Consider the following 24,408-nt stretch of genomic DNA (forward strand, 5'->3'; position numbering starts at 1 on the left):
GAGAAGAACCATGTACAAGCGCATCCTCGTCGCCACCGATGGCTCCAAGCTGTCCCAGAAGGCCGTGGAGCACGCCCTGTCACTGGCGGACCTGACCGGGGCCGAAGTGGTGGCCCTGAAGGTGGTGCCGCGCTACCCGCAGACCTATTTCGAAGGCGGCGTGACCCTGGCGGCCTCCGAGGTGGCCCGCATCGAGAAGCAGTGGCAGACGGAAGCCATGGACGCGGTGAACGCGGTCAAGGCGGCCGGGCAACTGCTGGAAGTGAAGGTCAAGCCGGTCACGGCCAAGGGTGACCTGATCGCGGAAGCCATCATCGCCACGGCCAAGAAGCAGAAGTGCGACCTGATCGTGATGGCCTCGCACGGGCGGCGCGGCATCAAGCGGCTGCTGCTCGGCAGCGAGACGCAGCAGGTGCTGACGCACTCGCACACGCCGGTGCTGGTGCTGCGCTGAGCCAGGCGCGGGCGCCGCCGGGCGCCCGCCCCCGCCTTCAGGCGAACAGGCCCTTGTACTGTTCGCGCAGCAGGTTTTTCTGCACCTTGCCCATGGTGTTGCGGGGCAGTTCGCTCACCACGAAGCAGCGCTTGGGGATCTTGAAGTTGGCCAGCCGCGCCTTCAGCGCCCCGATCAGCACCTCCGGGTCCGGCGCGCCTTCCGGGCGGGGGATCACGATGGCCACGCCCACCTCGCCGAAGTCGGGGTGCGGCACGCCCACCACCGCGCTCTCGGCCACGCCGGGCATCTCGTTCAGCGCACCCTCGATCTCGGCCGGGTAGACGTTGTAGCCGCCCGAGATGATCAGGTCTTTGCTGCGCCCCACGATGGTCACGTAGCCGCGCTCGTCGATGCGGCCCACGTCGCCCGTCTTGAAGTAGCCGTCGGTGGTGAACTCCTCGGCCGTCTTCTCGGGCATGCGCCAGTAGCCCGCGAACACGTTGGGCCCACGCACCTGGATGCCGCCGATCTCGCCCGTTTCCACCGGACGGCCCGCCTCGTCCACCACGCGCAGGCTCACCCCCGGCAGCGGGAAGCCCACCGTGCCGCCCCGGCGCTCGCGCTCGCCGTTGTGGCGCTCGTCGGGCGCGTAGGGGTTGGAGGTGAGCATGATGGTCTCGCTCATGCCGTAGCGCTCCAGGATGGTGTGGCCCGTGCGTTCCTGCCATTCGTTGAAGGTCTCGATCAGCAGCGGCGCCGAGCCCGAGACGAACAGCCGCATGCCCGCCACCCGTTCGCGCGTGAGCGCGGGCTCGGCCAGCATGCGCGTGTACAGCGTGGGCACGCCCATGAACACGGTGGCGCGCGGCAACAGGCCAATGACGGCCTTGGGGTCGAATTTGTTGAGCCACAGCATGGCGCTGCCATTGATGAGCGCGCCGTGGATGGCCACGAACAGGCCATGCACATGGAAGATGGGCAGCGCGTGGATCAGCACGTCGCCCTTCTGCCAGCCCCAGTACGACTGCAGCACGCGCGCGTTGCTCAGCATGTTGCCGTGCGTGAGCATGGCGCCCTTGCTGCGCCCCGTGGTGCCGCTGGTGTAGATGATGACCGCGAGGTCGTCGGGCCCGCTGTGCGCCACGGCGTGGGTGTCGGCGTGGTGCGAGGCGCGCTCCAGCAGCGTGCCGCCGCGGTCTTCGCCGAGCGTGAACACGTGGCGCGTGCCGGCCTTGAACGCGATCTTGCTGACCCAGCCGAAGTTGGCCGGGCTGCACACCACCACGGCGGGCTCGGCATTGCCCACGAAGTACTCGATCTCGCCGGACTGGTAGGCGGTGTTGAGCGGCAGGTACACATGGCCGCTGCGCAGCACCGCCAGGTAGAGGATGAGGTTCTCGACCGACTTCTCCACCTGCACCGCGATGCGCGAGCGCGCCGGCAGCCCCAGGCCGTCGATCAGGTTGGCCAGCATGGCACTGGCGCGGTCGAGGTCGCGCCAGCTGTAGCACAGGCCGTCGCTGGCGCCACCCACCACCTCCACGGCGGTGGTGTCCAGGTCGGCGGGGAAGGCCGCGCGCAGCGCGGCGTAGAGGTTGTGGTTCTGCGGGTTCATGGAGGGACTCAGAAGGCGGGCGTTCGCTTGTCGAGAAAGGCGGCGATGCCTTCCCGGTGCTCGGCGTGACCGGCGTAATCGTAGGCGCTGTCGAGCAGCGCGTCGGCGCGCGCGCCGCCGGCCAGGGCGCGCAGGGTGCGCTTGTTCAGCCGAGCGGCCTCGGGGGAGAGCGTGGCCATGCGCCGTGCGCGCGCCAGCACCTCCTCGGCCAGCAGGGCTTCGGGCACCACGGCGTGCAGGAAGCCGCGCGAGAGCATGGTGGGCGCGTCCAGCACGGCCGCCTGCAGCAACATCTCGCGCGCGCTGGCCAGGCCTGCCTCGCGCGCCACCAGCTCGGCCTCGCGCGGGGCCATGGGAAACCCCAGGCGCGCGATGGGCGCGCCGAAGCGGGCCGAGGCACTGGCCACGCGGATGTCGCAGCAGCTGGCGATCTCCACGCCCGCGCCCATGCAATGGCCGTCGATCATCGCGATGACGGGCTTGTCGCAGGCCAGCAGCGCGGACAGGCCGCCCCAGACCTCGCGCTCGTGGAAGTCGCGCAGGCTGGCCTCGTCGAAGCGGAAGCCGGGGTACTCGGCGATGTCGCCGCCCGCGCAGAAGTGGCCGCCCTCGCCCGCCACGACCAGCGCGCGCACCTCGGCGCGCGCGGCCACGGCGGCCAGGGCTTCGGCGAGTTCGCGCCACATCGCGCGCGACATGGCATTGAACTTCGCCGGGCGGCGCAGGGTCAGGCGCGCGATGGCGCCGTCGATGGCCAGGTGCAGTCCGTCGGCGGGCAATCCATCACTCCAGCTTGGCGCCCGAGGCCTTGACCACCTGGGCCCACTTGCGCACCTCGGCGCTGACGAACTGGCCGAAGGCCGGGCCGGTGATGTCGGGGAACTCGGCGCCCTGGGCGGCCCACACGCCCTTGGCCTCGTCGGTGCTGCAGGCCTTGCGGATCTCCTCGATCGCGCGCGCCTGCGCGTCGGCCGGCGTGCCCTTGGGCGCCCACACGCCGTACCAGGTGGTCACGTTGTACTGGGGCAGGCCCACCTCGGCCGCGCAGGGCACGTCGGGGAAGGCCGGGTTGCGCTTGGCGCCCGACACCATCATGGGCTTGATGCGCCCGCCCTTGATGTGGCCGGCCGAGGAGCCCAGGCCGTCGAACATGACGTCCACGTTGCCCGCGATCAGGTCGGCCAGCGCCGGGCCGGCGCCCCGGTAGGGAATGTGCGTGATGAAGGTGTTGGTCTGCTGCTTGAACAGCTCGCCCGCCAGGTGGTGCGAGGTGCCGCTGCCGGCCGAGGCGTAGTTGAGCTTGCCCGGATTGGCCTTGACCTGCGCCAGGAAGGCCTTGAAGTCGGGTGCGGTGATGTTCTTGGGGTTCACCACCACCACCTGCGGCACGCTGGCCACCAGGATCAGCGGCACCAGGTCGGTCTCGATGTTGTAGTCCAGCTTGGGGTACATGCTGGGCGCGATGGAGTGGTGCACGGCGCCCATGAACAGGGTGTAACCGTCGGGCGCGGCCTTGGCCGCGATGCTGGCGCCCACGGTGCCGCCGGCGCCGCCGCGGTTGTCGATGACCAGCGCCTTGCCCGACAGGCGCGCGAACGAGGCCGCCATGGGGCGCGCGAAGGCGTCGGTGCCGCCGCCGGCCGGGAACGGCACGACCATGGTCACCGGGCGCGAAGGCCAGGTCGATTGCGCGCGCGCGACCTGGCTTCCGATGGGGCCGAGCACGGCGCTCGCGGCAGCGGCGCGCAGCAGCGCGCGCCGTTGGATGGGCTGGTTCATGTGGTCTCCTTGGTGGTTATGAAGCCGACGCGACCTGGCGCCCAGGTCCGCGTCAACGGTACAGGGCCTCGACGGCCCCGCCTATCGGGACTTTTCCCGCTGCCAGCATGGCCCTGTGCTTGTCCAGGCGCCGCAGGTCGTAGAGGTAGTTCACCATCAGGCCGAAGGACTGCTTGTTGCCCTTGGCCGAAGGATCGCCGCCCCAATGGATGCGCTCGATCCGCGCGCCGTTGCCCAGGTGGAATCGCGCCACCGGGTCCAGCGGCTCGCCGTTGCGCAGCTCCTGGCCCAGGTAGCGCGCGGTCCAGGCGAGCAGGGCCTGGCGCTCGGGCGCCTTCTCGTCGAGTTCCGTCCAGCGCTCCCAGGCGGCGAGCAGCTCGGGCGGGGCCTGCCGGGACAGCCAGGCGCGCAGGCCCGGAATGGGCGACAGGGTGGCGAAGGTGCGCAGGCGCGGAAACTCCTCTTTTAGCGTCTCCACCACGCGCTTGATCAGCGAGTCGCCGAAGCTCACGCCGCGCAGGCCGACCTGGGTGCTGCTGATGGAATAGAAGATGGCGGTGGTGGCGCGCGAGAGGTCGGCCGGCGCGGCCGACTCGTCCAGCAGCGGCGTGATGCTGCCAACGATGTGATTCATCAGCGCCACCTCCACGAAGATCAGCGGCTCGCCCGGCAGGCGCGGGTGGAAAAAGCCGTAGCAGCGGCGGTCGCTGTCCAGCCGGTTCTTCATGTCGGCCCAGCCGCGCACGTCGTGCACCGCCTCGTAGCGGATGAGCTTTTCGATCAACGAGGCCGGCGAATCCCAGCTGATGCGGCGCAGCTCCAGGAAGCCGACGTCGAACCAGGTGGAGAACATGTACTCCATCTCAACGTCCAGTGCCTGCAGGCGCGGCTCCTGGCGCAGCGCGGGCTGCAGCTCGGCGCGCAGCGCCACCAGGAAGGGAATGCCCTGGGGGTTGGCACTGAAGCGCTGCAGGATGCGCCGGCGCGGCGACACCGTGGCGCGTCGGTAGCGCACCTCGGCGGCGGCCTCGTCGGGCGTGCCCACGGCCGCCTGGTACTCCGACTGGGCCCGCTTCACCTTCTGCGGGTCGGCCATGAAGTGCTCGCTCATGAGCAGCCAGAGGTCGCGGCGCTGGGCGGGCTCGGCCTTGCCGTACCAGTCGATCAGGGCCTGCGCCCGCCGCCCGCCCTCCACCTCGCTGACCATGGGGTCCACCACCGCCTTGATGTCGTCCAGCAGGCGGCGCAAGGCGCGCGGCGCCAGGGCCTCGCCTTCCTGGCGCAGGCGCGCCCCCAGGCGCTCGGCGGTGGAACGCGGCGCGGGCGCTGGCGCGGCCGGGGCCGCCGGGCGAAGGCGCGAGACGCGCTCGGCGATCCACTGCGGGGCGTCGAGGCGGATGCCCCCTCGCTGCGCGCGCCGCGCCGCGGACCGAAGGCCTTGCCAAGGCTGGGCAAGGCTCATGCGCTCAACCTCGACTTCTGCTGCCGCGCCAGCTCGCGCAGCGCCACGCGCTGACGCGTGAGGTGGGTGCGCATGGCCGCCTCGGCGCCCTCGGCGTCGCGCGCCTTGAGCGCGGCGAACACGGCCAGGTGCTCCGACAGGCTCTGCTCCAGCCGGCCCGGCGCGCGCAGCTGCTGCTGCCGGGCCAGCTTGAGGATCTTGCGCAGGTCGCCGATGACCTGGGCCAGCCAGCGGTTGTCGGCCAGCGCGATGATGGCCTCGTGGATGGCGTAGTTGACGGCGTAGTACTCGTTGATGCGCTTGGCGCGCGCGGCGCGCTGGAGCTTGTCGTGCAACTGCTCCAGCGCGGCGAGCTCGGCGTCGCTGGCGTTGCCCGCGGCCTCGAAGGCGCAGCGGCCCTCCAGCAGCGCGATCACGGGGAAGATCTCGTCGAGGTCGCGCTCGGTGACCTCGGCCACGAAGCAGCCGCGGCGCGGTTCGTGGCGCAGCAGCCCCTCGGCGGTGAGCACCTTGAGCGCCTCGCGCAGCGGCGTGCGCGAAATGCCCAGGGCCGCGCACAGGGCGGGCTCGTCCAGGTAACTGCCGGGCGCGAGCTCACCCGAGAAGATGCGCTCGCGCAGTTGCGAGGCCGCTTCATCGTGCAGGGAGTTGAGCACCACGCGCATGGGTAATCACTGGTAATTACAGCTAATTCTTTCAGCCCCGAACGGCGTCCCGGCACGGGGAAAACCCGTGCCACCGACCGGCGGCGGTTCAGCCCCCCGCCTTGGGGTACAGCACCATCTGCGTGCAGCGGAACAGCGCCAGGGTCTTGCCGGTCTCGCGGTGGGTGACGGTGGCGTCCCACACCTGGGTGGTCCGGCCCAGGTGCGCGGCCTTGGCCACGCAGTCCAGCGTGCCCTCCAGCGCCGTGCCCAGGTGGTTGGACTTGAGTTCCACCGTGGTGAAACCGTTGGCCCCGGGCGGCAGGCTGGCGAGGCAGCCGCAGCCGGCCGAGGTGTCGGCCAGCGTGACCAGGCTGCCCGCGTGCAGGAAGCCGTTGGGCGCCATCAGGGCCTCGCGCACCGGCAACTCGGCACGCACCTCGCCCGAGGCGACGTGGGTGACAACAAGGCCCAGGTGGCCGGGCAGTTTGCCGGCGCTGCGCTGGTTGAAGTTTTCGGGGGTGATCATGGCTGGCTCTCCTCGCGTGGCGGCAGCGGCTGCGCCGGTGGCGGCGCCCATTCTGCGGCATCCCTTCGATCCGCCCCACGGCCTCGTCCCACCACGCAGCCGTGACGGCGCCTCGCCAGCGGGAACCCCCACCGCCCGCCCGCGACGAATCCGCGCCCGTGCCCGACGGCACGCCACACAAAGGTCCAGCCCGCCATGCGCCGCGTCTCCGGCCCCGATGCCCTCACCAAGACCCGTTCCCGCAGCCTCTCCACCGGCCCAGGCACCGGGGCCCCCAAGTCCGGCGCCCTCACGCCACCGCAACCGCCCCAGCGCCCCAAGCGCTCGCCTGAACCTCCCACCGAAACCCCGGTACCGGACCACTGGACGCACCCCGCCCTGGCGCCACGAGGTCACCCAAAAGACGGCGACCCGCGCCAGGCGATCGAACAGAGGTTCAACCACCGCCTAAGCGCGATCGCGTCGTACGGCCAGCCGGAGCGCGTGCGCCACGCCCACCAGGCCGCCACCGCGCTGATGGACTTGTTCGCGCTGTTCGGCTGGCCGGGCGCGCTGTGCCTGTCGTTGGTGCAAGACAACGCGCTGTGGGACGCCTTCCTTCTGCCGACCCATGCGCCGCATATCCAGCACGACAGTGCGCCGCACAGGGCGCAGTGGCCCGGCCCGAGCCTGCGGCCACCGATCAATGGCCGCGTCCTGGCCTCGGTGATCGCGGCCTTGCTGGCGCTCGACGAACACACCCGTGCGCAAGCGGTGCTCGACGCCTGCCCCCAGGCCAAGAACCGGCGGGTCGTGCTCAAGTGGCTGCTCAGACACCCCGGTGCCCCTTTGCTTCGGCTGAAATCCACCGACGCGGCCGCCGCCTTCGAGCGTGTGCTGAGGGACATGCTCAAAGAAGAGCACGCCGGCTTCTATGGTCGGTACGGACCGGCGATCGAGGCCCTGCTCGTCCACTGGCACCCCCCCGCGAACCCGTCTACCGTCGACGGCATTCGCGACAAGCTCATCGAGCTGGGCGTCGCCATCGTGTTCGACCCACACGGCCATGCGCTGCTGGTCGCCCAGAGAGACCTGGCCTCCCCGGCGCTGGACAGCCTGGCGGACTATGTCCACCAGGCCCTTCCCCATCCCGACTGGAGCCCGTCCGTGCCCGGCGTGGTGTGCGATGCGCTGGCCCTCCTGGGTGTCGTGGTCAATTTCCAGGGCCGCTTTCTCTTCCATCGCAAGGGCGGACCGGCCCAGATCCGCCGCGACATCGCATCGCTGACACCGTCCAGGTACCGCGAAGTGGCGCGCTTCGTTCGCCGGTGCGCCACGGCACTGATGGCCAATCATCAACACCCCGCGCTGACTCTGACCTTGATTCGGCTCTGCGCCGAGATGGACGACCCCGAAAGGGCCGGCGATGGCGCCTTTCAGCAGGCCGCTCGGCAGGCCATGCTGAACCACGGTGTCATCCACCCCGGTCTCCTCGGTTACGACCCCGGGTCCGGGCGCATGCCCCTGCGCGAGATGGACGCCCTGCTGGACAAGGTGCACGAGATCCCGTCGCCCGAGACGGCGCTCCAGTTCATCGTCGGCGCCATGCGCTACCTCGCGCAGATCCAGCCGCAGGACCCGTCGCCGGAGAACGCGCGCGCACAGGCCGAATGGCGGCAACTGCGCCAGCGCCTGCTCGACCGTCTGGTGGAAGCCTTCACCCGACTGACACACCGTTGCGCGGAGCCGCTGCACCCCGACTGGATGGCCCTCGCGCGCTGGGTGTGGGTGACGCAGGCCACGCTGCGCCTGCTGCCGCCCGACGAAGACCGGCTGCCGCCTCGCTCAGACAGCGCCGTGCATGCCCCTTGCCTCGCTTTGTTCGCCTCCCAGAGCACGGCCTTGCGCCACACCCTGAAGCTGCTGTGCGAGCCCGCCTTGCTCGAAACCACACCGGCCATGCCCTACGCCCCGGTGACCGCGCCAGAGCTGTTCCTGCTCTGCGCGCCGCCGACCCGTCTGGCCGTTCTGCGCCTGCCCTTGCCAGGGCTCTGGCTCTCCATGCCACCGGCGTTCGACCCGGACCTGTTCTTCGCCAACATCCCCGAACTGCCCCTCGAAACCCTGGCCGATCAATGGGCGCATCTGCTGCCCTACATCGAGCCCCACATGCATTTCAGCGACATGAGCGACACGCTGTACCGCTTGCTGGAGGCCGCCAACATCGGCGCGCTGATCGACCATTTGCGCCAGCGTCCACAGGGCCATCGGTGGGCCTACTACCTGCTCAGAGCCTTTCGCGAGCGCCTTGAAGAGTCGCCGTCCATGCTTCGCCCCCGGGGCCTGCCAGCGCTGCTGGCGTGGTGCGGGCGGGTCGCTCTGTTGTACTTGGCCCAGGGCAACCGCGACCCCTGGGCCAACTGGCTGCATTTCCTCAGCGAATGCGCGAACCGGGAAAACTCACATGAACCGCAGGAGCCGCTGTCGGTGGCCGATTGGCTCGTCCTCGGCCACTACCTGCCGCTCTGCCCCGATCGGGACATCGCCCGCACCCAACTCGAACAACTGTCGGGCGATCGGCTCGGCGCGCGGGCGCACGCCTACCTGCTGCTGGGCTGGCTGCGCCAGCGCTTCGCCGAAGTGGCCAGCCCCCCGTGCCGCGAACAAGCGGTGCCCACGGTCCCTCGTTGGCTGTTCCAGACCGTGGCCAAAGCGGCGAAGTCCCTCACCCGAAGCTGGGCCGAGGCCGAGAAGCTGGCCTTGCGCAACGAGCTCAAGCCCATGGCCACGCAGTACGGGGCGCTCAGGAAGAAGCACCCATGAGCTGGACGCGGGCCGCGTCCAGCACCACCCCATCGGCGTCGGCGACTTCATCGCTGTCGTCGCCATTCGTCCCGTCCACCGGGCCCAGGCCACGGCGGGGCAACAGGGCGCGGCCCGGATGGTCATCGACCCGGATGGCGTGCGCCGTCGCGTCCCACTCCACCGCGACCCAGGCCGCAGCGTCCGCCCGCGGCTCCCGTTCGAGCAGCACCCCGGGAGCATCCTGCATCGCCTGTGTCAACCGGCCAGTGGCCGCGCCGTCCCCCTGCATCCACCGCAGCAACTGGTCGAACGCCACGCCGCGTCCTGTCCCGATCAGGCCGCCGTACCGCGCCGCCCGCTCCACCACCACAGGCCGATGCCGCCCACGATCATGGGCACGCACAGCCACTGGCCCATGCTCAGGCCCAGGGCCAGCAGGCCCAGGTAGGCATCGGGTTCGCGGAAGAACTCGGCGATGAAGCGGAACACGCCGTAGCCCAGCAGGAACAGGCCCGAGACCTGGCCCGTCCGGCGCGGCCGGCGCGCATAGAGCCACAGCAGCACGAAGAGCAGCACCCCCTCCAGCAGGAACTGGTAGACCTGCGAGGGGTGGCGCGGCAGATCGCCCGCGCCGCGGAACACCATGCCCCAGGGCAACGAGGGATCGGCCACGCGGCCCCACAGTTCGCCATTGATGAAGTTGCCCACGCGACCGGCCGCGAGGCCCGTGGGCACGCAGGGCGCGACGAAGTCCATCACCTGAAAGAAAGGCCGGCCGCGGCTTCGCGCGTACCAGACCATGGCCAGCATCACGCCAATGAGCCCGCCGTGAAAGCTCATGCCGCCCTGCCACACGTAGAACACCTCCAGCGGGTGCTGCAGGTAGTAGGCCGGCTGGTAGAACAGGCAGTAGCCCAGGCGACCGCCCGCCACCACGCCCAGCACGCCGAGGAACAGGATGTCCTCCACGTCGCGCGCTTCCCAGCGGCGCGGCTGGGTGATGCTGGCGTACGGCTCGTGGCGCAGACGCAAGCGGCCGAGCCAGAAGAACAGCGCGAAGGCCGCGAGGTAGGTCAGGCCGTACCAGTGGATGGCGAGCGGCCCGATCTGCAGGGCCACGGGGTCGATCTGGGGGTGTTGCAGCATGCGGCTATTGTGAACGCCCGGCATCGATGAAGCGCTGCAGCGCCGGGCTGAGCGCAGCGTCGCGCCAGACCAGGCTGGTCTCGCACTGCGGCACGGCCTGGCCGCGCGGCAGACCCACGGGGCGATAGACCACGCCGGGCCGCTGGAATTGCCGCACGCTCTGCGGCACCCAGGCCAGACCCAGCCCGGCCGACACCAGGTTCACGATGGTCTGCATCTGGATCGCCTCCTGCGCCACCCGAGGCTCGCGCCCGGCGGCGCGGTACAGGCGCGTGAGTTCGTCGAACACCTCGGGCAGGATGCGGCGCGGGAACATCACCAGCGGCTCGTCCGCCACCGCCGCGAGCGACAGGCGCGTTCGCGCCGCCAGCGGGTGCGCCTCAGGCAAGGCCAGCACCAGCGGCTCCGTCACCAGGGCCCAGTGCTGCAGGCCCGGAGCGCTGTCGCCAGGCGCGTGCAGCACGAAGCCCGCGTCCAGGTCGCCGCGGGCGATGAGATCGCGCTGCACGTCGCCCGTGGCCTCGATCAGCTCCAACGCCACCCCTGGCCAGCGCTCTCGAAACGCCCGCACCCAGGGTGGCAGCAGGCTGAAGCCCACGGTGGAGACAAAGGCGATGCGCAGCCGACCGCTTTCGCCCTGTGCCGCCGAACGCGCCAGCGCGGGCAGCGCCTGCGCCCGGCGCAGCAGCTCGCGCACCTCGGGCAGCAAGGCCTCGCCCGCCGCACTCAGGGCCACCTGGCGGCGGCTGCGCTCGAACAGGCGAACGCCCAGCGCCGCCTCCAGCGAGGCGATGGCCTGCGTCAGCGCGGGCTGCGTGAGGTGCAGCCGCGCCGCTGCGCGGCCGAAGTGCAGCTCCTCGGCCAGCACGGCGAACTGGCGCCATTGTCGCCATTCGCTGCGCTGCGGGTTTTGTCCTTTGTTCATAAGCCCAGCATATCAATGAGCCCAGCCGATCCGATTGGATGACCCTGCGGCGCTGGCGCATACTGCGAAGCTTTCCCCTCCTTCCCACGAGACCCGAGAGAGACGACATGGCCGACAAGACCCCCCGACAGGTTCTGCGCAGCGACAACATCACCCAGGGCAAATCGCGCGCGCCCAACCGCTCCATGTACTACGGCATGGGCTACAAGGAAGGCGACTTCGGCAAGCCCATGGTGGGCGTGGCCAACGGGCACAGCACCATCACCCCCTGCAACAGCGGGCTGCAGAAGCTCGCCGACGCGGCCGTGCAGGGCATCATGGAAGCTGGTGGCAATCCGCAGATCTTCGGCACGCCCACCATCTCCGACGGCATGGCCATGGGCACCGAAGGCATGAAGTACTCGCTGGTCAGCCGTGAGGTCATCGCCGACTGCATCGAGACCTGCGTGCAAGGCCAGTGGATGGACGGCGTGGTCGTCGTCGGCGGCTGCGACAAGAACATGCCCGGCGGCCTCATGGGCATGCTGCGCGCCAACGTGCCGGCCATCTACGTCTACGGCGGCACCATCCTGCCGGGCAAGTGGAAGGGCCAGGACCTCAACATCGTCAGCGTGTTCGAGGCCGTGGGCCAGAACGCGGCCGGCAAGATCAGCGACCAGGAACTCAAGGACATCGAGCAGCACGCCATTCCCGGCACCGGCTCCTGCGGCGGCATGTACACCGCCAACACCATGAGCTCGGCCTTCGAGGCCCTGGGCATTTCCCTGCCCTACTCGTCCACCATGGCCAACCCCCACGACGAGAAGCAGAACTCGGCCAAGGAATCGGCCAAGGTGCTGATCGAAGCCATCAAGAAAGACATCAAGCCGCGCGACATCGTCACCAAGAAGGCGATCGAGAACGCCGTGGCCGTGATCATGGCCACCGGCGGTTCCACCAACGCGGTGCTGCACTTCCTGGCCATCGCGCACGCGGCCGGCGTGGAATGGTCCATCGACGACTTCGAACGCATCCGCCAGCGCACGCCGGTGCTGTGCGACCTCAAGCCCAGCGGCAAGTACCTCGCGGTGGACCTGCACAACGCCGGCGGCATCCCGCAGGTGATGAAGATCCTGCTCAAGGCCGGCCTGCTGCACGGCGACTGCCTGACCATCAGCGGCCAGACCATCGCCGAGGTGCTGAAGGACGTGCCCGACGAACCGCGCAAGGACCAGGACGTGATCCGCCCGATCAACGATCCCATGTACGCCCAGGGCCACCTGGCCATCCTCAAGGGCAACCTCTCGCCCGAGGGCGCGGTGGCCAAGATCACCGGCCTGAAGAACCCGGTGATCACCGGCCCGGCGCGCGTGTTCGACGACGAGCAGTCCGCGCTGCAGGCCATCCTGGACGGCAAGATCAAGGCCGGCGACGTGATGGTGTTGCGCTACCTGGGCCCCAAGGGCGGCCCCGGCATGCCGGAGATGCTGGCGCCAACGGGCGCGCTGATCGGTGCCGGCCTGGGCGAAAGCGTGGGCCTGATCACCGACGGCCGCTTCAGCGGCGGCACCTGGGGCATGGTGGTGGGCCACGTGGCCCCCGAGGCCGCCGCGGGCGGCAACATTGCGCTGGTGCACGAGGGCGACTCCATCACCATCGACGCCCACCAGCTGGTGCTGGAACTCAACGTGGCCGAGGCCGAGCTGGCGAAACGCCGCGCCGCCTGGAAAGCGCCGGCCCCGCGCTACACGCGCGGCGTGCAGGCCAAGTTCGCGTTCAACGCGGCCAGCGCCAGCAAGGGCGCGGTGCTCGACAACTTCTGAGCCGACGCGAGCGGCGGGCGCTGCCTCAGCGGCGCCTGCCCGTCTTGATCCCCAGCGCCTCGCGCTGCTTGTCGAGGCGGTCGCGCTTCTTCTGGTCCATCTTTTCCACGGCCTTGCGCTTGGTGTAGCCCGAGAAGTCGGCCCAGGCCCACCAGGCCGCGGCCAGCGCGAACGGGGCCAGCACGACCCACCAGGACCATTCGGCGACCGGGCCGAATTCCAGGTATTTCATCAGCAAGAGCGCGATGCCCAGACCCAGCAAATACATCTCAGCCTCCGGTAAATGACCGGTAAATTCCGGCAAAGAAAATCCGATAACAGGGGCTCGGCCAACCCAGTCGATAGAATTTGCCCCGTTCGCCCCTGACATTCCAAAGGACACCCCATGAAACGTGCGCTTCTGATTATGGCCGCCATGACCACCCTGGCGGCACCCGCCATGGCCGACGAGGCCCTGGCCAAGGCCAAGAACTGCATGGCCTGCCACGCGGTGGACAAGAAACTGGTCGGCCCTGCGTACAAAGACGTGGCCAAGAAGTACGGCAACGACGCCAAGGCCGTCGACATGCTGGCCACCAAGATCATGAAAGGCGGCTCGGGCGTGTGGGGCGCGATTCCCATGCCCGCCAACCCGCAGGTGAGCGAGGCCGAGGCCAAGAAGCTCGCGGCCTGGGTGCTGAGCCAGAAGTAATTTCACGCCCCCCACAAAAAATGCCGGCATCGCGCCGGCATTTTTTTTATGGGCCATGTCAGCTCCGCCAGGGCTGCTCCAGCGCCTGCCCGTCGGGCAGGCGCACGGGCACCGGCGTCTGCCCGAACACGCCCGTCAGCTCGAGGGGCGTGGCGCCCACGCTGAACACTTGGTGCAGCTTCTCGCGCGGCAACACCACGCTCTGGCCGGCGCCGAAGCGCTGGACCTCGCCGTCGATGTGCAGCTCGCCTGCACCCGCGTGGCACAGCACCACCTCGTCATGTGGCGTGCGCCACGCCCGCGATGGGGTGGCTTCGGGGATGGACTGATCGATCACGGACACGCCCTGCCCATCGCCTTCGGCCGGCGCAAGCTGTTGCCGGTGCTGGCGCAACTCGCCGAACGCCGCCCCGGCCTGGTGCTCGACATCCCGCTCTCCGACGCCTACGCGGACCTGGTCCAAAGCGGCCTGGACGCCAGCGTGCGCGTGGGCGAGCTGGATGACTCGAGCCTGGTGGCGCGGCGCTTCGCCAAACAATCGATGATCCTGTGCGCCGCGCCGTCTTACCTGGACCGCGCGGGCCGCCCGCGCCGCCATGAGGACCTCGCCCGCCACCGCTTCATCGTCTACCGACAGCACTCCAGCGGACGCAACCGGCCTTTGCCGTTCCGGGTGAACGGCGAGATACGCACGCTGCACCCCGAGCACGCGCTGCGCATCATCGACGGCGAGGCCATGGCCCGCGCGGCCTCGCTGGGCCTGGGCCTCACGCAACGGCTCGACCACATGGTGGAGGACGAACTGGCCAGCGGCGCGCTGGTGCAATTGCCGCCGCGGCTGCGCCCGCCCGACATGTCCATCCACCGGCTGATGCCCACGCAGCGGCTCATGCCGGCGCGTGGGCGGGTGCTGGCGGATGCGCTGACCGAGGCCTTCGCCGCGCGCTGACTCACAGCGCGTTCACCGGAATCTTCAGGTAGGACACCCCGTTGGCCTCGGGCGGCGGCAACTCGCCCGCGCGGATGTTGACCTGCACCGACGGCAGGATCAGTGTCGGCATGTCCAGCGTGGCATCGCGCTTCGTTCGCATCTCGACGAACTGCGCCTCGCTCACGCCGTCGTGCACGTGGATGTTGTTCGCGCGCTGTTCGGCCACCGTGGTTTCAAAGCGCACCTCGCGGCCGTTGGGCGGGTAGTCGTGGCACATGAACAGGCGCGTGTCACCCGGCAACGAGAGCAGGCGCCGCACCGAGGCGTACAGTGTTTTGGCGTCGCCACCGGGAAAGTCGCAGCGCGCGGTGCCCACGTCGGGCATGAACATCGTGTCGCCCACGAACACCGCATCGCTCACGTGGTAGGCCGCGCAGGCGGGCGTGTGGCCGGGCACGTAGAGCACCTCGGCCTCCAGTTCGCCGATGCGAAAACGCTCTCCCTCCTGGAAGAGGTGGTCGAACTGCGAGCCGTCGAGGCGGAACTCAGGCTCCAGATGGAACACGGCCTTGAACACTTTCTGCACCTGCGTGATGCGCCCACCGATGCCGATGCGCCCGCCCAGGTGCTTCTTCAGGTAGGGCGCGGCCGACAGGTGATCGGCGTGCGCGTGCGTTTCCAGGATCCATTCGACCTTGAGGCGGTTGGCGCGCACATAGTCGATCACCTGATCGGCCGAGGCCGTGCGCGTGCGGCCCGACTTGGGGTCGTAGTCCAGCACAGAGTCGATGATGGCCGCAGGCGTGCCCGGGCCGTTGTGCACGACGTAGGTGACGGTCCAGGTGGCGGGGTCGAACAGCCCTTGGACCTGGGGCCGGACGGTGGTGGCGACGGACATGGCAGGCTCCTTTCAATAAGTGAACAACAATATATTGACAAACAATCTATCAGTCAATATAGTGTCGACCGTGCCGCCGATGAACGGCACATTGAATGGAGTGTCCCATGCCTGCTGCCAAGCTCGACATCGATGACATGCAATCGGCCGCCGCCGAGGCCTGTCGCCTCATGAAGGTGCTGTCCAACCCCGACCGCCTGATGCTGCTGTGCCAGCTGTCCCAAGGCGAACACAACGTGGGCGAACTCGAGGCCGCGCTGGGCATCACGCAGCCCACGCTGTCCCAGCAGCTCACGGTGTTGCGCGACGAGGGGCTGGTGCTCACGCGCCGCGAGGGCAAGCACGTTTTCTACAGCATCGACAGCCCACCCGCGCAGGCCGTCATCCGCACCGTGTACCAACAGTTCTGTTCCCGTTGAAGGAGTTTTCCACCATGACGATCGATTGGGTCAATTTCACGCCCTGGGCCTCTCTGGCCGGCGGGCTGCTGCTGGGCCTGGCCTCGGCGCTTTTCATCCTGCTCAATGGCCGCGTGCTGGGCATCAGCGGCATCGTGGGCGGCCTGCTGAACCCCAAGGCCGGGGACATCGGCTGGCGCCTGGCCCTGGTCGCGGGCCTGCTGGTGTCGCCGCTGGTGTTCGTCTGGCTGGCGCCCGCGGGCTGGCTGAGCGCGCCGCGCATCGACGCCAGCACCGGCCTGGTGGTGCTGGCCGGCCTGCTGGTGGGCATCGGCACCCGCTACGGCTCGGGCTGCACCAGCGGCCATGGCGTGTGTGGGCTGTCGCGCCTGTCGCCGCGTTCGCTGGTCGCCACGCTGGCCTTCATGGCCACCGGCTTCGCCACCGTGTTTGTCATCCGTCACCTGATCTGAGGACACCAACCATGCAGAAACTCTCCGCATTTTTCATCGGCCTGTTGTTCGGCCTGGGCCTGATGCTGTCGGGCATGACGGACCCCGGCAAGGTGCAGGGCTTCCTGGACCTGGCCGGCGCCTGGGACCCCTCCCTCGCCTTCGTCATGGGGGGCGCGATCGCCGTGGGCCTGCTGGCCTTCGCGGTGGCCAAACGGCGCACGCGCAGCTTCCTGGGCTCGGGCATGTACCTGCCCAAGGCCACGGAAATCGACCGTAGGCTGGTGCTGGGCAGCCTCACCTTCGGCGTGGGCTGGGGCCTGGCGGGCTTTTGCCCCGGGCCGGGGCTGGTGTCCATGGCCGCGGGCGAGGTCAAGGGTCTTGTCTTCGTGCTGGCCATGCTCATGGGCATGGTCGTGTTCGAATGGCTGGAGCGCATGAGCGCGAAGACCCGCACGACCTGAAGGATGACCATGGACCTCAAACGCCTCACCCCCACCCTGTCCGTTGCCCCCCAAATCGCGCCGGACGACCTCCCCGCCGCCGCCGCCGCCGGCTTCACCACGCTGATCTGCAACCGGCCCGATGGCGAGCAGCCCGGCCAGCCCGACCACGAGACCATGGCGCGCGCCGCTCAGGCGGCCGGCCTGCGCTTCGTGTTCCTGCCCGTCGTGACCGGACAACTGAACGAAGCACAGGGCCGCGCCTTCGGCGAAGCGCTCGCGCAGGCCGAGGGCCCCGTGCTCGCGTACTGCCGCAGCGGCACGCGCAGCACCCAGCTCTGGGCGCTGTCGCAGGCCGGCCAGCGCCCCTGGGCCGAGGTGCTGCAGGCGGCCGCCGCCGCGGGGTATGACCTCAGCCGAATGCCCCCACCCTCAGCGCGGACCTGAGCGCCGCCACACCGCCATGAACCTGTCCACACGCCACTGGTGGCCCGACCTGCCCATGAGGCATTGGGCTCGCGGGTACGGCCGCGACACCCTGCTGCGCGACGCCGTCGCCGCGGTCATCGTCACGCTCATGCTGATCCCGCAGAGCCTGGCCTACGCCCAGTTGGCGGGCCTGCCGCCCGAAGTCGGCCTGTACGCCAGCGTGGCGCCGCTGCTGGCCTACGCCCTGCTCGGCACCAGCCGCGTGCTGGCGGTCGGCCCGGTGGCCGTGGTCTCGCTGATGACGGCCGCCGCCGTGGGCGAACACGCCGCGGCCGGCAGCGCCCACTACCTGGCGGTGGCGATCACGCTGGCCTTCCTCTCGGGACTGATCCTGCTGGCCATGGGCCTGCTGCGCCTGGGCTTTCTCGCGCACTTCCTGAGCCACCCGGTCATCGCGGGCTTCATCGCGGCTTCGGGCCTGCTGATCGCGGCCAGCCAGCTCAAGACCTTGCTGGGGGTGTCGGCCGGCGGGCACAACCTGGTGGAGATGCTGGCGGCGCTGTGGGCGCAACGCGGCCAGGTGCATGGCCTCACACTGGGCATCGGCGCGGCCAGCCTGGCCTTTCTGTTCTGGGTGCGGCGCGGCCTGCAGCCGCTGCTGCGCCGCCTGGGCGTGCCGCCGCGCGCGGCCGAGCTGGGGGCCAAGGCCGGGCCGGTGGCCGCCATCATCGGCGCCACGCTGTTCACCTGGGCGGTCGACGGCGGCGCGCGGGGCGTCAAGCTCGTGGGTGCGGTGCCGCAGGGCCTGCCGCCATTCACCCTGCCCTTGTGGGACCTGGCGCTGTGGCAAACGCTGCTGGTGCCCGCGCTGCTGATCAGCGTGGTGGGCTTCGTGGAGTCGGTCTCGGTGGGCCAGACGCTGGCCGCGAAGCGCCGCCAGCGCATCGAGCCCGATCAGGAGCTGGTCGCCCTGGGGGGCAGCAACCTCTCAGCCGCGTTCACGGGCGGCTTTCCCGTCACCGGCGGCTTCGCGCGTTCGGTGGTGAACTTCGACGCCGGCGCACAGACACCCGCCGCCGGCGTGTACACCGCCGTCGGCATTCTGCTGGCCTCGCTGCTGCTGACGCCGGCCCTCTTCCACCTGCCGCAGGCCACGCTGGCCGCCACCATCGTGGTGGCCGTGCTGTCGCTGGTGGACGTCGGCATCCTGCGCCGCACATGGATGTACTCCAAGGCGGACTTCATCGCCGTGCTCTCCACGCTGGTGGCCACGCTCGCGGTGGGCGTGGAAAGCGGCCTGGTGGCCGGGGTGGGCGTGTCGCTGGCCCTGCACCTGTGGCGCACCAGCCAGCCGCACATCGCCGAGGTCGGCCAGGTGCCTGGCACCGAGCACTACCGCAACGTGCTGCGCCACCAGGTCATCACCCACCCGCAGGTCTTGGCCCTGCGCATGGACGAGAGCCTGTACTTCGCCAACGCGCGCGCGCTGGAGGACCGCATCAACGCCGCCGTGGCGCAGCGCCCGGCCTTGCGCCACGTGGTGCTGCAGTGCTCGGCCATCAACGACATCGACGCCAGCGCGCTCGACAGCCTGGAGGCCATCGACCAGCGCCTGCGCGACGCCGGCCTGCAACTGCACCTCTCGGAAGTGAAAGGCCCGGTGATGGACAAGCTGCAGCGCAGCGACTTCCTGCAGCGCCTGAGCGGGCGCGTGTTCCTCACGCACCACCAGGCCGCCGTGTCACTGGCGCCAGCGGACGACTGAGCGCCCGGGGCTTACTTCGCGGCGTTCGGGAAAAACAACTGCTCGCCGCCGATCTTGTAGGCGGCGATGGCGGCCTGGCCGGCGGGGCCGGTGACCCAGTCCACGAACTTCTGGCCCTCGGCGGTCTTCACCTGCGGGTGCTTGGCCGCGCTCACCAGCATCACGCCGTACTGGTTGAACAGGCGCTGGTCGCCCTCCACCAGCACCGTCAGGTCGCCCCGGTTCTTGAAGTTGAGCCAGGTGCCGCGGTCGGTGAGCACGTAGGCATTGGCGCCCGAGCCGATGTTGAGCGCCGGGCCCATGCCGCAGCCACATTCCTTGTAGCCACTGCCCTTGTCGTCGCCCCCGGTCATCTTCCAGAAGCGCAGTTCGGCCGCGTGCGTGCCGCTCTTGTCGCCGCGCGAGATGAAGGGCGCGTTGGCCGCCGCGACCTTCTTGAGCGCGGCCACGATGTCCTTGCCCGCGGTCTTGGCCGGGTCGGCCTTGGGGCCCACGAGAACGAAGTCGTTGTACATGACCTCCTGGCGCTTGGCGGCGAAGCCCTCGGCCACGAACTTCTCCTCGGCCACCTTGTCGTGCACGAAGAGCACGTCGGCGTCGCCGCGGCGCGCCATGTCGATCGCCTGGCCGGTGCCCAGGGCCACCACCTTCACGTCGATGCCCGTGGCCTGCTTGAACTGCGGCAGGAGGTGACCGAACAGCCCGGACTGCTCGGTGGACGTGGTGGACGCCACGACGATGCTCTGCGCGAGCGCGGCGCCGCCGATCAGCAGGCCGGCGGCCAGGGTGAGGACGGAACGGATGGGTTTCACCAGCTTTCTCCTTGAACGAACAAATGGGCGTGCGGGCACACGGCGCGCAACAGGTCGGCGTTGAAAAAATCGTGCACGGGCAGGTCGGCGAGCACACGGCCCTGCTCCAGGTAGACGACGCGGCTGGCCAGGCGCTTGACCTGGCCGAGGTTGTGGCTCGCGAACACCAGCGTGGTGGGCTGGCCCTGCGCGGGCGTGGTGGTGAACTCGGCGATGAGCTGCTCGACCTCGCGCTTGGCGTGCGGGTCCAGGCTGGCGGTGGGCTCGTCGAGCAGCCAGATGTCGGGCTGCAGGGCCCAGGCGCGCGCCAGCGCCAGGCGCTGCTGCTGCCCGCCCGAGAGGGCGCGGCCGTTGCGCTGTGCGAGCTCGGCCAGGCCCACGCGCCGCAGGGCGGTGAGCGCCAGTGTGCGCGCCTCGCCCCAGCGCCGCCCCTGCAGCCACAGGCCCAGGGCCACGTTGTGCAGCGCGCGGATGCGCAGCATGTGCGGACGCTGGAACAGCATGGCCACGCGCTGGCCGCCCGGCGCCCGCAGCGTGCCCGCCGTGAGCGGCAACAGCCCGTGCAGGGTGCGCAGCAGCGTGCTTTTGCCGCTGCCATTGGCGCCGATGAAGGCCACGCGCTCGCCGGGCAGGATGCGCAGGTTCACCTCGTCCAGCGCGGGCGGGCGCGGCGCCGGCCCCAGGCGCACCTGGGCGCCGCGCAGCTCGAAACACGGCTCGGCGATGGCGGTGGGCGGCACCCCGCTCATGCGGCCGCTCCAACGGGCAGCAGCCCATCTTGCCGCTCGCGCCAGCGCCGCACCAGAGACACCAGGGCATTGAGCACCAGCACCACGGCCAGCAGCACCAGGCCCAGGCCCAGCGCCAGCGGCAGGTCGCCCTTGCTGGTTTCCAGGGCGATGGCGGTGGTCATGACGCGCGTGAAGCCGTCGATGTTGCCGCCCACGATCATCACGGTGCCGACCTCGGCGATGGCGCGGCCAAAGGCCGTGATGAAGACCGTGAGCAGCGCGTAGCGCTCGTCCCAGGCCAGCAGCAGGCTGCGCGTCAGCGTGCCCGCGCCCATGGAACGCAGCTGCTCGCCGTGGCTGCGGTCGGCGTCCTCCACGGCCTGGCGCACCAGGGCGGTCACCAGCGGCAGCACCAGCACGGCCTGCGCCACCACCATGGCCTCGAAGTTGAACAGCCAGCCCAAGAAGCCGAGCGGGCCCGAGCGCGACAGCAACAGGTACACCACCAGCCCCACCACCACCGCCGGCACCGCCAGCGCGGTATTGAGCAGCGTGAGCACCGCGCCGCGCCCGGCGAAGCGCGCGGCCGCCAGCCAGGCGCCCAGCCACAGGCCCAGGGCGTAGGCGATGCCAGTGGCGGTGACGCTGACCGCCAGCGACCGCCACACGATGGCCCACAGGCCCGCATCGCCGGAAAGGATGAGCCCGATCGCGGTCGCCACGCTATCGGCAAAGGTGTTCATATGTGGGCGAGCTTAGCGAGCCAGAGACCTGCCCGCGCTACGTACTGACGCGGTATGAACCTTGGTGCATAAGACACCTTGATGCACACTTGACGACCATGCGACGAATCGAGCTGGCGTACCAACTGAGCACGCGCGAGCGGCCCGCCGGCAATGGATCGGCCCTGCTGCGCAACCCCATGATGGACGTGCTGCACGCCGTGAAGGCCTCGGGCTCCATCTCCGGCGCGGCGCGCGAGCTGGGCCTGTCCTACCGCCACGTCTGGGGGCAGCTCAAGGACTGGGAGGCCGATCTCGGCCAGGGCCTGATCTTCTGGGAGCGCGGCCAGGCCGCGCGCCTCACGCCCTTCGGCGACAAGCTGCTGGCGGCCGAGCGCCTGGCCCAGGCCCGGCTGGGCCCGCAGATGGAGAACCTGCGCGCCGAGCTCGAACGCGCCTTCGCGCTCATGCTCGACGGCGAGGCCGCCGAGCACCCCCAGCTCACGCTCTACGCCAGCCACGACCACGCCCTCGCCGAGCTGGTGGACTTCGCGGCGCGCGACGCCGGCGGCAGCGGCCAGGGGGAAGCCCAGCGCCTGCACCTGGACGTGCAGTTTTGCGGCAGCGTGGATGCCATCCGCGCGCTCAACGAGGGCCGCTGCAAGATCGCGGGCTTTCACACGCAACCTTTCGCTGCAGCCAATACGCTGACGGCCCGCACCTACCGCCCGCTGCTCAAGCCGGGTCTGCACAAGATCATCGGCTTCGCGCGGCGCACGCAGGGTCTGATGGTGGCGCCCGGCAACCCGCTGCGCCTGCGCGACGTCGCCGACGTGGCGCGGCTGCAGGCGCGCTTCGTCAACCGCGCCAAGGGCACGGGCACCCGCCTGCTGCTGGACGAGCTGCTGGCCCAGGCCGGCCTGCCACCGGGCGACGTGGACGGCTACGAGCGCGTGGAGCGTTCGCACGCGGCGGTGGCGCACGCCGTGGCCAGCGGCAGCGCCGACGTGGGCCTCGGCACCGAATACGCGGCGCGCAGCGCCGGCCTGGGCTTCGTGCCCGTCACCGACGAGCGCTACCTGCTGGTCTGTCTGAAGAACACCCTGGACGAGCCGCCCCTGCAGCGCCTGCTGGAGCGGCTGCGCAGCCGCGCCTGGCAGGAGCGCCTGGCCGCCCTGCCAGGCTACCGGCCGGACCACTGCGGCGAGGTGGCGGCGATGAAGCGGCTGCTGCCCTGGTGGGGCTGAGCCGCCGTCATCGGCGTCGTCAACCCGGCCTGGCGCCTATCCGCCGCTGCCACTGCCACGCTTCTTGACGCGCAACAAATCACCATGGCCAAGACTGAGCGAAGGTAAACACCTTGTATCGATCGTCGACGCGGCACGCTGCGCATCCTCCGTTCGGCCAAGTGGCCGACAACGAGGCGATCGACGCCCATTCGAGGAGCGCATCTTGAAGCCAGTCGGCCCCGAACACCCGCCACAACGCCCCTATCCAACATCCCATGACGCGCCCGCGGTCGCTGGAAACAAAAGCCTTGCCGATCTGCTGACACTGCTCGGCGGTCACGGCCCCCCCACCCCAGAGATCCGCGAAGCTGCAGCACGCGTCGCATTGGGCCATCGCCGCGTGACGGCAGGCCAGCCTTTGGTCGAGATGGTGATGCCGGCCATGGCGATGTACTTCGTGGACACCGGCACCTTCAAGATCGCTCGCAGCGACAGAGATGGGTACGAGCAGGTCCTCGCGTTTGCGGGGCGCGGCGAGGCGCTGGGCTACGACGCCCTGTGCGCCGACCAGCACCCCACGAGCGCCATTGCGCTGGAGGACTCCACCGTCTACGTGATCCCCAAGTCGTCCCTGGCGCTGATCCGCCGCTCGGTGCCGGCTTTCGAGCTGGAGTTGCAGCGCGCGGCCTGCGTGGCGCTCGCGCGCAGCAACGACCTCGTGGACATCATGGCCGCGGTCTCGTCGGAAGTCAGGCTGGCGCGCTTCCTGCTGCAGCTATCGCGGCAGATGAGCACCAAGGGCCTGTCACCGCGGCGCTTCCTGCTGCGCATGGGCCGGCGCGACATCGCGAGCATGCTCGGCGTGGCCCTCGCGACGGTCAGCCGATCGTTCTCCGCGCTCGCCGCGGCGCGGCTGCTGTATGTGAATGATCGCGATGTCGAGATTCTCGACATCGACGCCCTGCGGGAATACGCGCGCTGCACGCGCAAGGCGATGGAAGAGTCCGTTGCGTCGGGGGCATGCCGCCTGGACGCCCCCCTCCGCGCTGACCAAGGGGTGCACGGCGTCGCAGGCCTTCAGGCCTGAAGGCATCAGGGGCGCGCCAGCCAACTGCCGTCGGGCTGTCGACATGCGGTGCCCCAGACCGTCTCCACCCGCCCGCCAATCACGGCGCTCACCTGGTACTCGCGACAGGGCCCCGCCGCGGTGTCGTATGTGGTGGTGGGCAGCACCGTGTAGCGATTCCCCGTGTCCGGGTTGACCCACTGACTGGGCACCCCGGTGCGGACAGTCTCCAGGGCTTGCGCGGCCATGTAGCGATCACGCTCGGCCATGGAGCGGCCCACAGAGCCACCAACGGCCACTCCGGCAAGCGTGCCAAGAATGATCGCGGCCGTGCGGCCGCTGCCGTGGCCGAACTGCGATCCCAAGGCGCCGCCAACCAGTCCACCGATGACCATGGCGCTTTGTTCCTGCGTTATGGGCGCCTGGCAGGCGCTCAGCGCCAGTGCGCAGGCCAACAACACATTGGCGCGTTGAAGTGTGCGGCTCGCGTTCATGGTGACGACCTCCTGAGGCAACGCTGCATGCGGTAGGCGCTCAGTGTGCGTGCCGAAGAATCGGTGCGCGTTGAGCAAACTCATCGCTCACGGGCTGAGGTCGCGCGACATTCGTTCCATCCGAGCGAAAACCCGCCACCACCGACATGCCTGCGCATCCGCACGCCCCCCAGCCACAGCAAGACGCCAACCGATGCGTATCGGCCAGCGCCGGGCGCGATGCGC

Annotated in this window: 28 protein-coding genes; 12 read left to right on the forward strand and 16 right to left on the reverse strand. The window is 69.9% G+C overall.

From position 1 onward, the window contains the following. Positions 1–10 precede the first annotated feature (10 nt). Positions 11–454 (forward strand): universal stress protein, encoded by a 444-nt coding sequence (locus tag JNX00_RS14090; RefSeq protein ID WP_204742659.1) that lies wholly within the window; start codon positions 11–13, stop codon positions 452–454. A gap of 37 nt (positions 455–491) precedes the next feature. Here the strand turns inward: JNX00_RS14090 and JNX00_RS14095 are convergent, their stop codons facing one another. The 6 genes from JNX00_RS14095 to JNX00_RS14120 form a co-directional block, all read right to left on the reverse strand. Beyond that, a complete protein-coding gene (locus JNX00_RS14095) occupies positions 492–2,051 on the reverse strand; it encodes a malonyl-CoA synthase (protein WP_070399953.1) in 1,560 nt (519 codons plus the stop codon). An 8-nt stretch (positions 2,052–2,059) separates the two neighbouring features. Next, positions 2,060–2,830 (reverse strand): enoyl-CoA hydratase-related protein, encoded by a 771-nt coding sequence (locus JNX00_RS14100; protein WP_204742660.1) that lies wholly within the window; start codon positions 2,828–2,830, stop codon positions 2,060–2,062. Between the two features lie 4 nt (positions 2,831–2,834). Next, on the reverse strand, positions 2,835–3,830 hold the full coding sequence (locus JNX00_RS14105) for a tripartite tricarboxylate transporter substrate-binding protein (RefSeq protein WP_204742661.1): 996 nt from the start codon (positions 3,828–3,830) through the stop codon (positions 2,835–2,837). Between the two features lie 52 nt (positions 3,831–3,882). After that, positions 3,883–5,292 (reverse strand): malonyl-CoA decarboxylase, encoded by a 1,410-nt coding sequence (locus tag JNX00_RS14110; RefSeq protein WP_083293250.1) that lies wholly within the window; start codon positions 5,290–5,292, stop codon positions 3,883–3,885. Beyond that, positions 5,289–5,957, reverse strand: coding sequence for a GntR family transcriptional regulator (locus JNX00_RS14115; RefSeq protein ID WP_070399950.1), 669 nt, complete (start codon positions 5,955–5,957; stop codon positions 5,289–5,291). The genes JNX00_RS14110 and JNX00_RS14115 overlap by 4 nt, the downstream gene beginning before the upstream one ends. A gap of 88 nt (positions 5,958–6,045) precedes the next feature. Beyond that, on the reverse strand, positions 6,046–6,465 hold the full coding sequence (locus tag JNX00_RS14120) for a PaaI family thioesterase (protein WP_204742662.1): 420 nt from the start codon (positions 6,463–6,465) through the stop codon (positions 6,046–6,048). Positions 6,466–6,660: 195 nt separating this feature from the next. Here JNX00_RS14120 and JNX00_RS14125 point away from each other — a divergent pair, with 195 nt between their 5' ends. After that, positions 6,661–9,267: a hypothetical protein gene (locus JNX00_RS14125; RefSeq protein WP_204742663.1), complete on the forward strand. Its 2,607-nt coding sequence runs from the start codon at positions 6,661–6,663 to the stop codon at positions 9,265–9,267. On the opposite strand, the gene JNX00_RS14130 is transcribed toward JNX00_RS14125, so the two are convergent. From JNX00_RS14130 to JNX00_RS14140, 3 genes are read right to left on the reverse strand one after another with little or no spacing between them, the layout of a single operon-like run. Further along, on the reverse strand, positions 9,248–9,565 hold the full coding sequence (locus tag JNX00_RS14130) for a hypothetical protein (protein ID WP_204742664.1): 318 nt from the start codon (positions 9,563–9,565) through the stop codon (positions 9,248–9,250). The genes JNX00_RS14125 and JNX00_RS14130 overlap by 20 nt on opposite strands. Before the next feature lie 17 nt (positions 9,566–9,582). Then, entirely contained in the window at positions 9,583–10,395 is an 813-nt protein-coding gene (lgt, locus tag JNX00_RS14135) for a prolipoprotein diacylglyceryl transferase (protein ID WP_204742665.1), read from the reverse strand. Between the two features lie 4 nt (positions 10,396–10,399). Beyond that, on the reverse strand, positions 10,400–11,320 hold the full coding sequence (locus tag JNX00_RS14140) for a LysR family transcriptional regulator (RefSeq protein WP_204742666.1): 921 nt from the start codon (positions 11,318–11,320) through the stop codon (positions 10,400–10,402). 107 nt (positions 11,321–11,427) lie between these two features. On the opposite strand from JNX00_RS14140, the gene ilvD reads away from it, so the two are divergent. Further along, a complete protein-coding gene (ilvD, locus tag JNX00_RS14145; protein WP_204742667.1) occupies positions 11,428–13,122 on the forward strand; it encodes a dihydroxy-acid dehydratase in 1,695 nt (564 codons plus the stop codon). Between the two features lie 25 nt (positions 13,123–13,147). Here the strand turns inward: ilvD and JNX00_RS14150 are convergent, their stop codons facing one another. Further along, positions 13,148–13,390, reverse strand: a complete 243-nt coding sequence (locus tag JNX00_RS14150; RefSeq protein ID WP_204742668.1) for a TIGR04438 family Trp-rich protein — start codon at positions 13,388–13,390, stop codon at positions 13,148–13,150. Positions 13,391–13,507: 117 nt separating this feature from the next. On the opposite strand from JNX00_RS14150, the gene JNX00_RS14155 reads away from it, so the two are divergent. Then, the gene (locus tag JNX00_RS14155; RefSeq protein ID WP_070399942.1) at positions 13,508–13,813 is read left to right on the forward strand and encodes a c-type cytochrome; all 306 of its coding nucleotides are present in this window, start codon (positions 13,508–13,510) and stop codon (positions 13,811–13,813) included. Between the two features lie 58 nt (positions 13,814–13,871). On the opposite strand, the gene JNX00_RS14160 is transcribed toward JNX00_RS14155, so the two are convergent. Beyond that, on the reverse strand, positions 13,872–14,156 hold the full coding sequence (locus JNX00_RS14160; protein ID WP_239478146.1) for a cupin domain-containing protein: 285 nt from the start codon (positions 14,154–14,156) through the stop codon (positions 13,872–13,874). Between JNX00_RS14160 and JNX00_RS14165 the strand changes: the two genes are divergently transcribed. Continuing rightward, positions 14,094–14,762 carry a substrate binding domain-containing protein gene (locus JNX00_RS14165; protein ID WP_275564509.1) on the forward strand — a complete coding sequence of 223 codons (669 nt, stop codon included), beginning with the start codon at positions 14,094–14,096 and terminating at the stop codon, positions 14,760–14,762. The two genes, JNX00_RS14160 and JNX00_RS14165, sit on opposite strands and share 63 nt — an antisense overlap. Before the next feature lies 1 nt (position 14,763). Here JNX00_RS14165 and JNX00_RS14170 read toward each other — a convergent pair whose 3' ends face one another. Continuing rightward, a complete protein-coding gene (locus tag JNX00_RS14170) occupies positions 14,764–15,642 on the reverse strand; it encodes an MBL fold metallo-hydrolase (RefSeq protein ID WP_204742671.1) in 879 nt (292 codons plus the stop codon). Between the two features lie 107 nt (positions 15,643–15,749). Here JNX00_RS14170 and JNX00_RS14175 point away from each other — a divergent pair, with 107 nt between their 5' ends. The 5 genes from JNX00_RS14175 to sulP are packed head-to-tail and all read left to right on the forward strand — an operon-like array spanning position 15,750 to position 19,129. Then, a complete protein-coding gene (locus JNX00_RS14175; RefSeq protein ID WP_083293249.1) occupies positions 15,750–16,061 on the forward strand; it encodes a metalloregulator ArsR/SmtB family transcription factor in 312 nt (103 codons plus the stop codon). Positions 16,062–16,075: 14 nt separating this feature from the next. Further along, a complete protein-coding gene (locus JNX00_RS14180) occupies positions 16,076–16,513 on the forward strand; it encodes a YeeE/YedE family protein (RefSeq protein WP_070399939.1) in 438 nt (145 codons plus the stop codon). An 11-nt stretch (positions 16,514–16,524) separates the two neighbouring features. After that, a complete protein-coding gene (locus JNX00_RS14185; protein WP_070399938.1) occupies positions 16,525–16,956 on the forward strand; it encodes a YeeE/YedE family protein in 432 nt (143 codons plus the stop codon). 9 nt (positions 16,957–16,965) lie between these two features. After that, complete coding sequence (locus tag JNX00_RS14190; RefSeq protein WP_070400114.1) at positions 16,966–17,382, forward strand: TIGR01244 family sulfur transferase; 417 nt, start codon at positions 16,966–16,968, stop codon at positions 17,380–17,382. A 16-nt stretch (positions 17,383–17,398) separates the two neighbouring features. Then, positions 17,399–19,129, forward strand: a complete 1,731-nt coding sequence (gene sulP, locus JNX00_RS14195) for a sulfate permease (RefSeq protein WP_204742672.1) — start codon at positions 17,399–17,401, stop codon at positions 19,127–19,129. A gap of 11 nt (positions 19,130–19,140) precedes the next feature. On the opposite strand, the gene JNX00_RS14200 is transcribed toward sulP, so the two are convergent. The 3 genes from JNX00_RS14200 to JNX00_RS14210 are packed head-to-tail and all read right to left on the reverse strand — an operon-like array spanning position 19,141 to position 21,415. Then, entirely contained in the window at positions 19,141–19,932 is a 792-nt protein-coding gene (locus JNX00_RS14200; protein WP_239478341.1) for an extracellular solute-binding protein, read from the reverse strand. Positions 19,933–19,937: 5 nt separating this feature from the next. Beyond that, the gene (locus JNX00_RS14205) at positions 19,938–20,690 is read right to left on the reverse strand and encodes a phosphate ABC transporter ATP-binding protein (RefSeq protein ID WP_070399935.1); all 753 of its coding nucleotides are present in this window, start codon (positions 20,688–20,690) and stop codon (positions 19,938–19,940) included. Continuing rightward, a complete protein-coding gene (locus JNX00_RS14210) occupies positions 20,687–21,415 on the reverse strand; it encodes an ABC transporter permease (RefSeq protein WP_070399934.1) in 729 nt (242 codons plus the stop codon). The genes JNX00_RS14205 and JNX00_RS14210 overlap by 4 nt, the downstream gene beginning before the upstream one ends. A gap of 98 nt (positions 21,416–21,513) precedes the next feature. Between JNX00_RS14210 and JNX00_RS14215 the strand changes: the two genes are divergently transcribed. Continuing rightward, positions 21,514–22,641 carry a substrate-binding domain-containing protein gene (locus JNX00_RS14215; RefSeq protein WP_204742673.1) on the forward strand — a complete coding sequence of 376 codons (1,128 nt, stop codon included), beginning with the start codon at positions 21,514–21,516 and terminating at the stop codon, positions 22,639–22,641. Between the two features lie 205 nt (positions 22,642–22,846). After that, positions 22,847–23,710 carry a Crp/Fnr family transcriptional regulator gene (locus tag JNX00_RS14220; RefSeq protein WP_204742674.1) on the forward strand — a complete coding sequence of 288 codons (864 nt, stop codon included), beginning with the start codon at positions 22,847–22,849 and terminating at the stop codon, positions 23,708–23,710. Between the two features lie 5 nt (positions 23,711–23,715). Here JNX00_RS14220 and JNX00_RS14225 read toward each other — a convergent pair whose 3' ends face one another. Beyond that, complete coding sequence (locus JNX00_RS14225; protein ID WP_204742675.1) at positions 23,716–24,183, reverse strand: RT0821/Lpp0805 family surface protein; 468 nt, start codon at positions 24,181–24,183, stop codon at positions 23,716–23,718. Positions 24,184–24,408 lie beyond the last annotated feature (225 nt).

It is taken from the genome of Hydrogenophaga sp. YM1 (genome assembly GCF_016903055.1).
GTDB lineage: Bacteria > Pseudomonadota > Gammaproteobacteria > Burkholderiales > Burkholderiaceae_C > Hydrogenophaga > Hydrogenophaga borbori.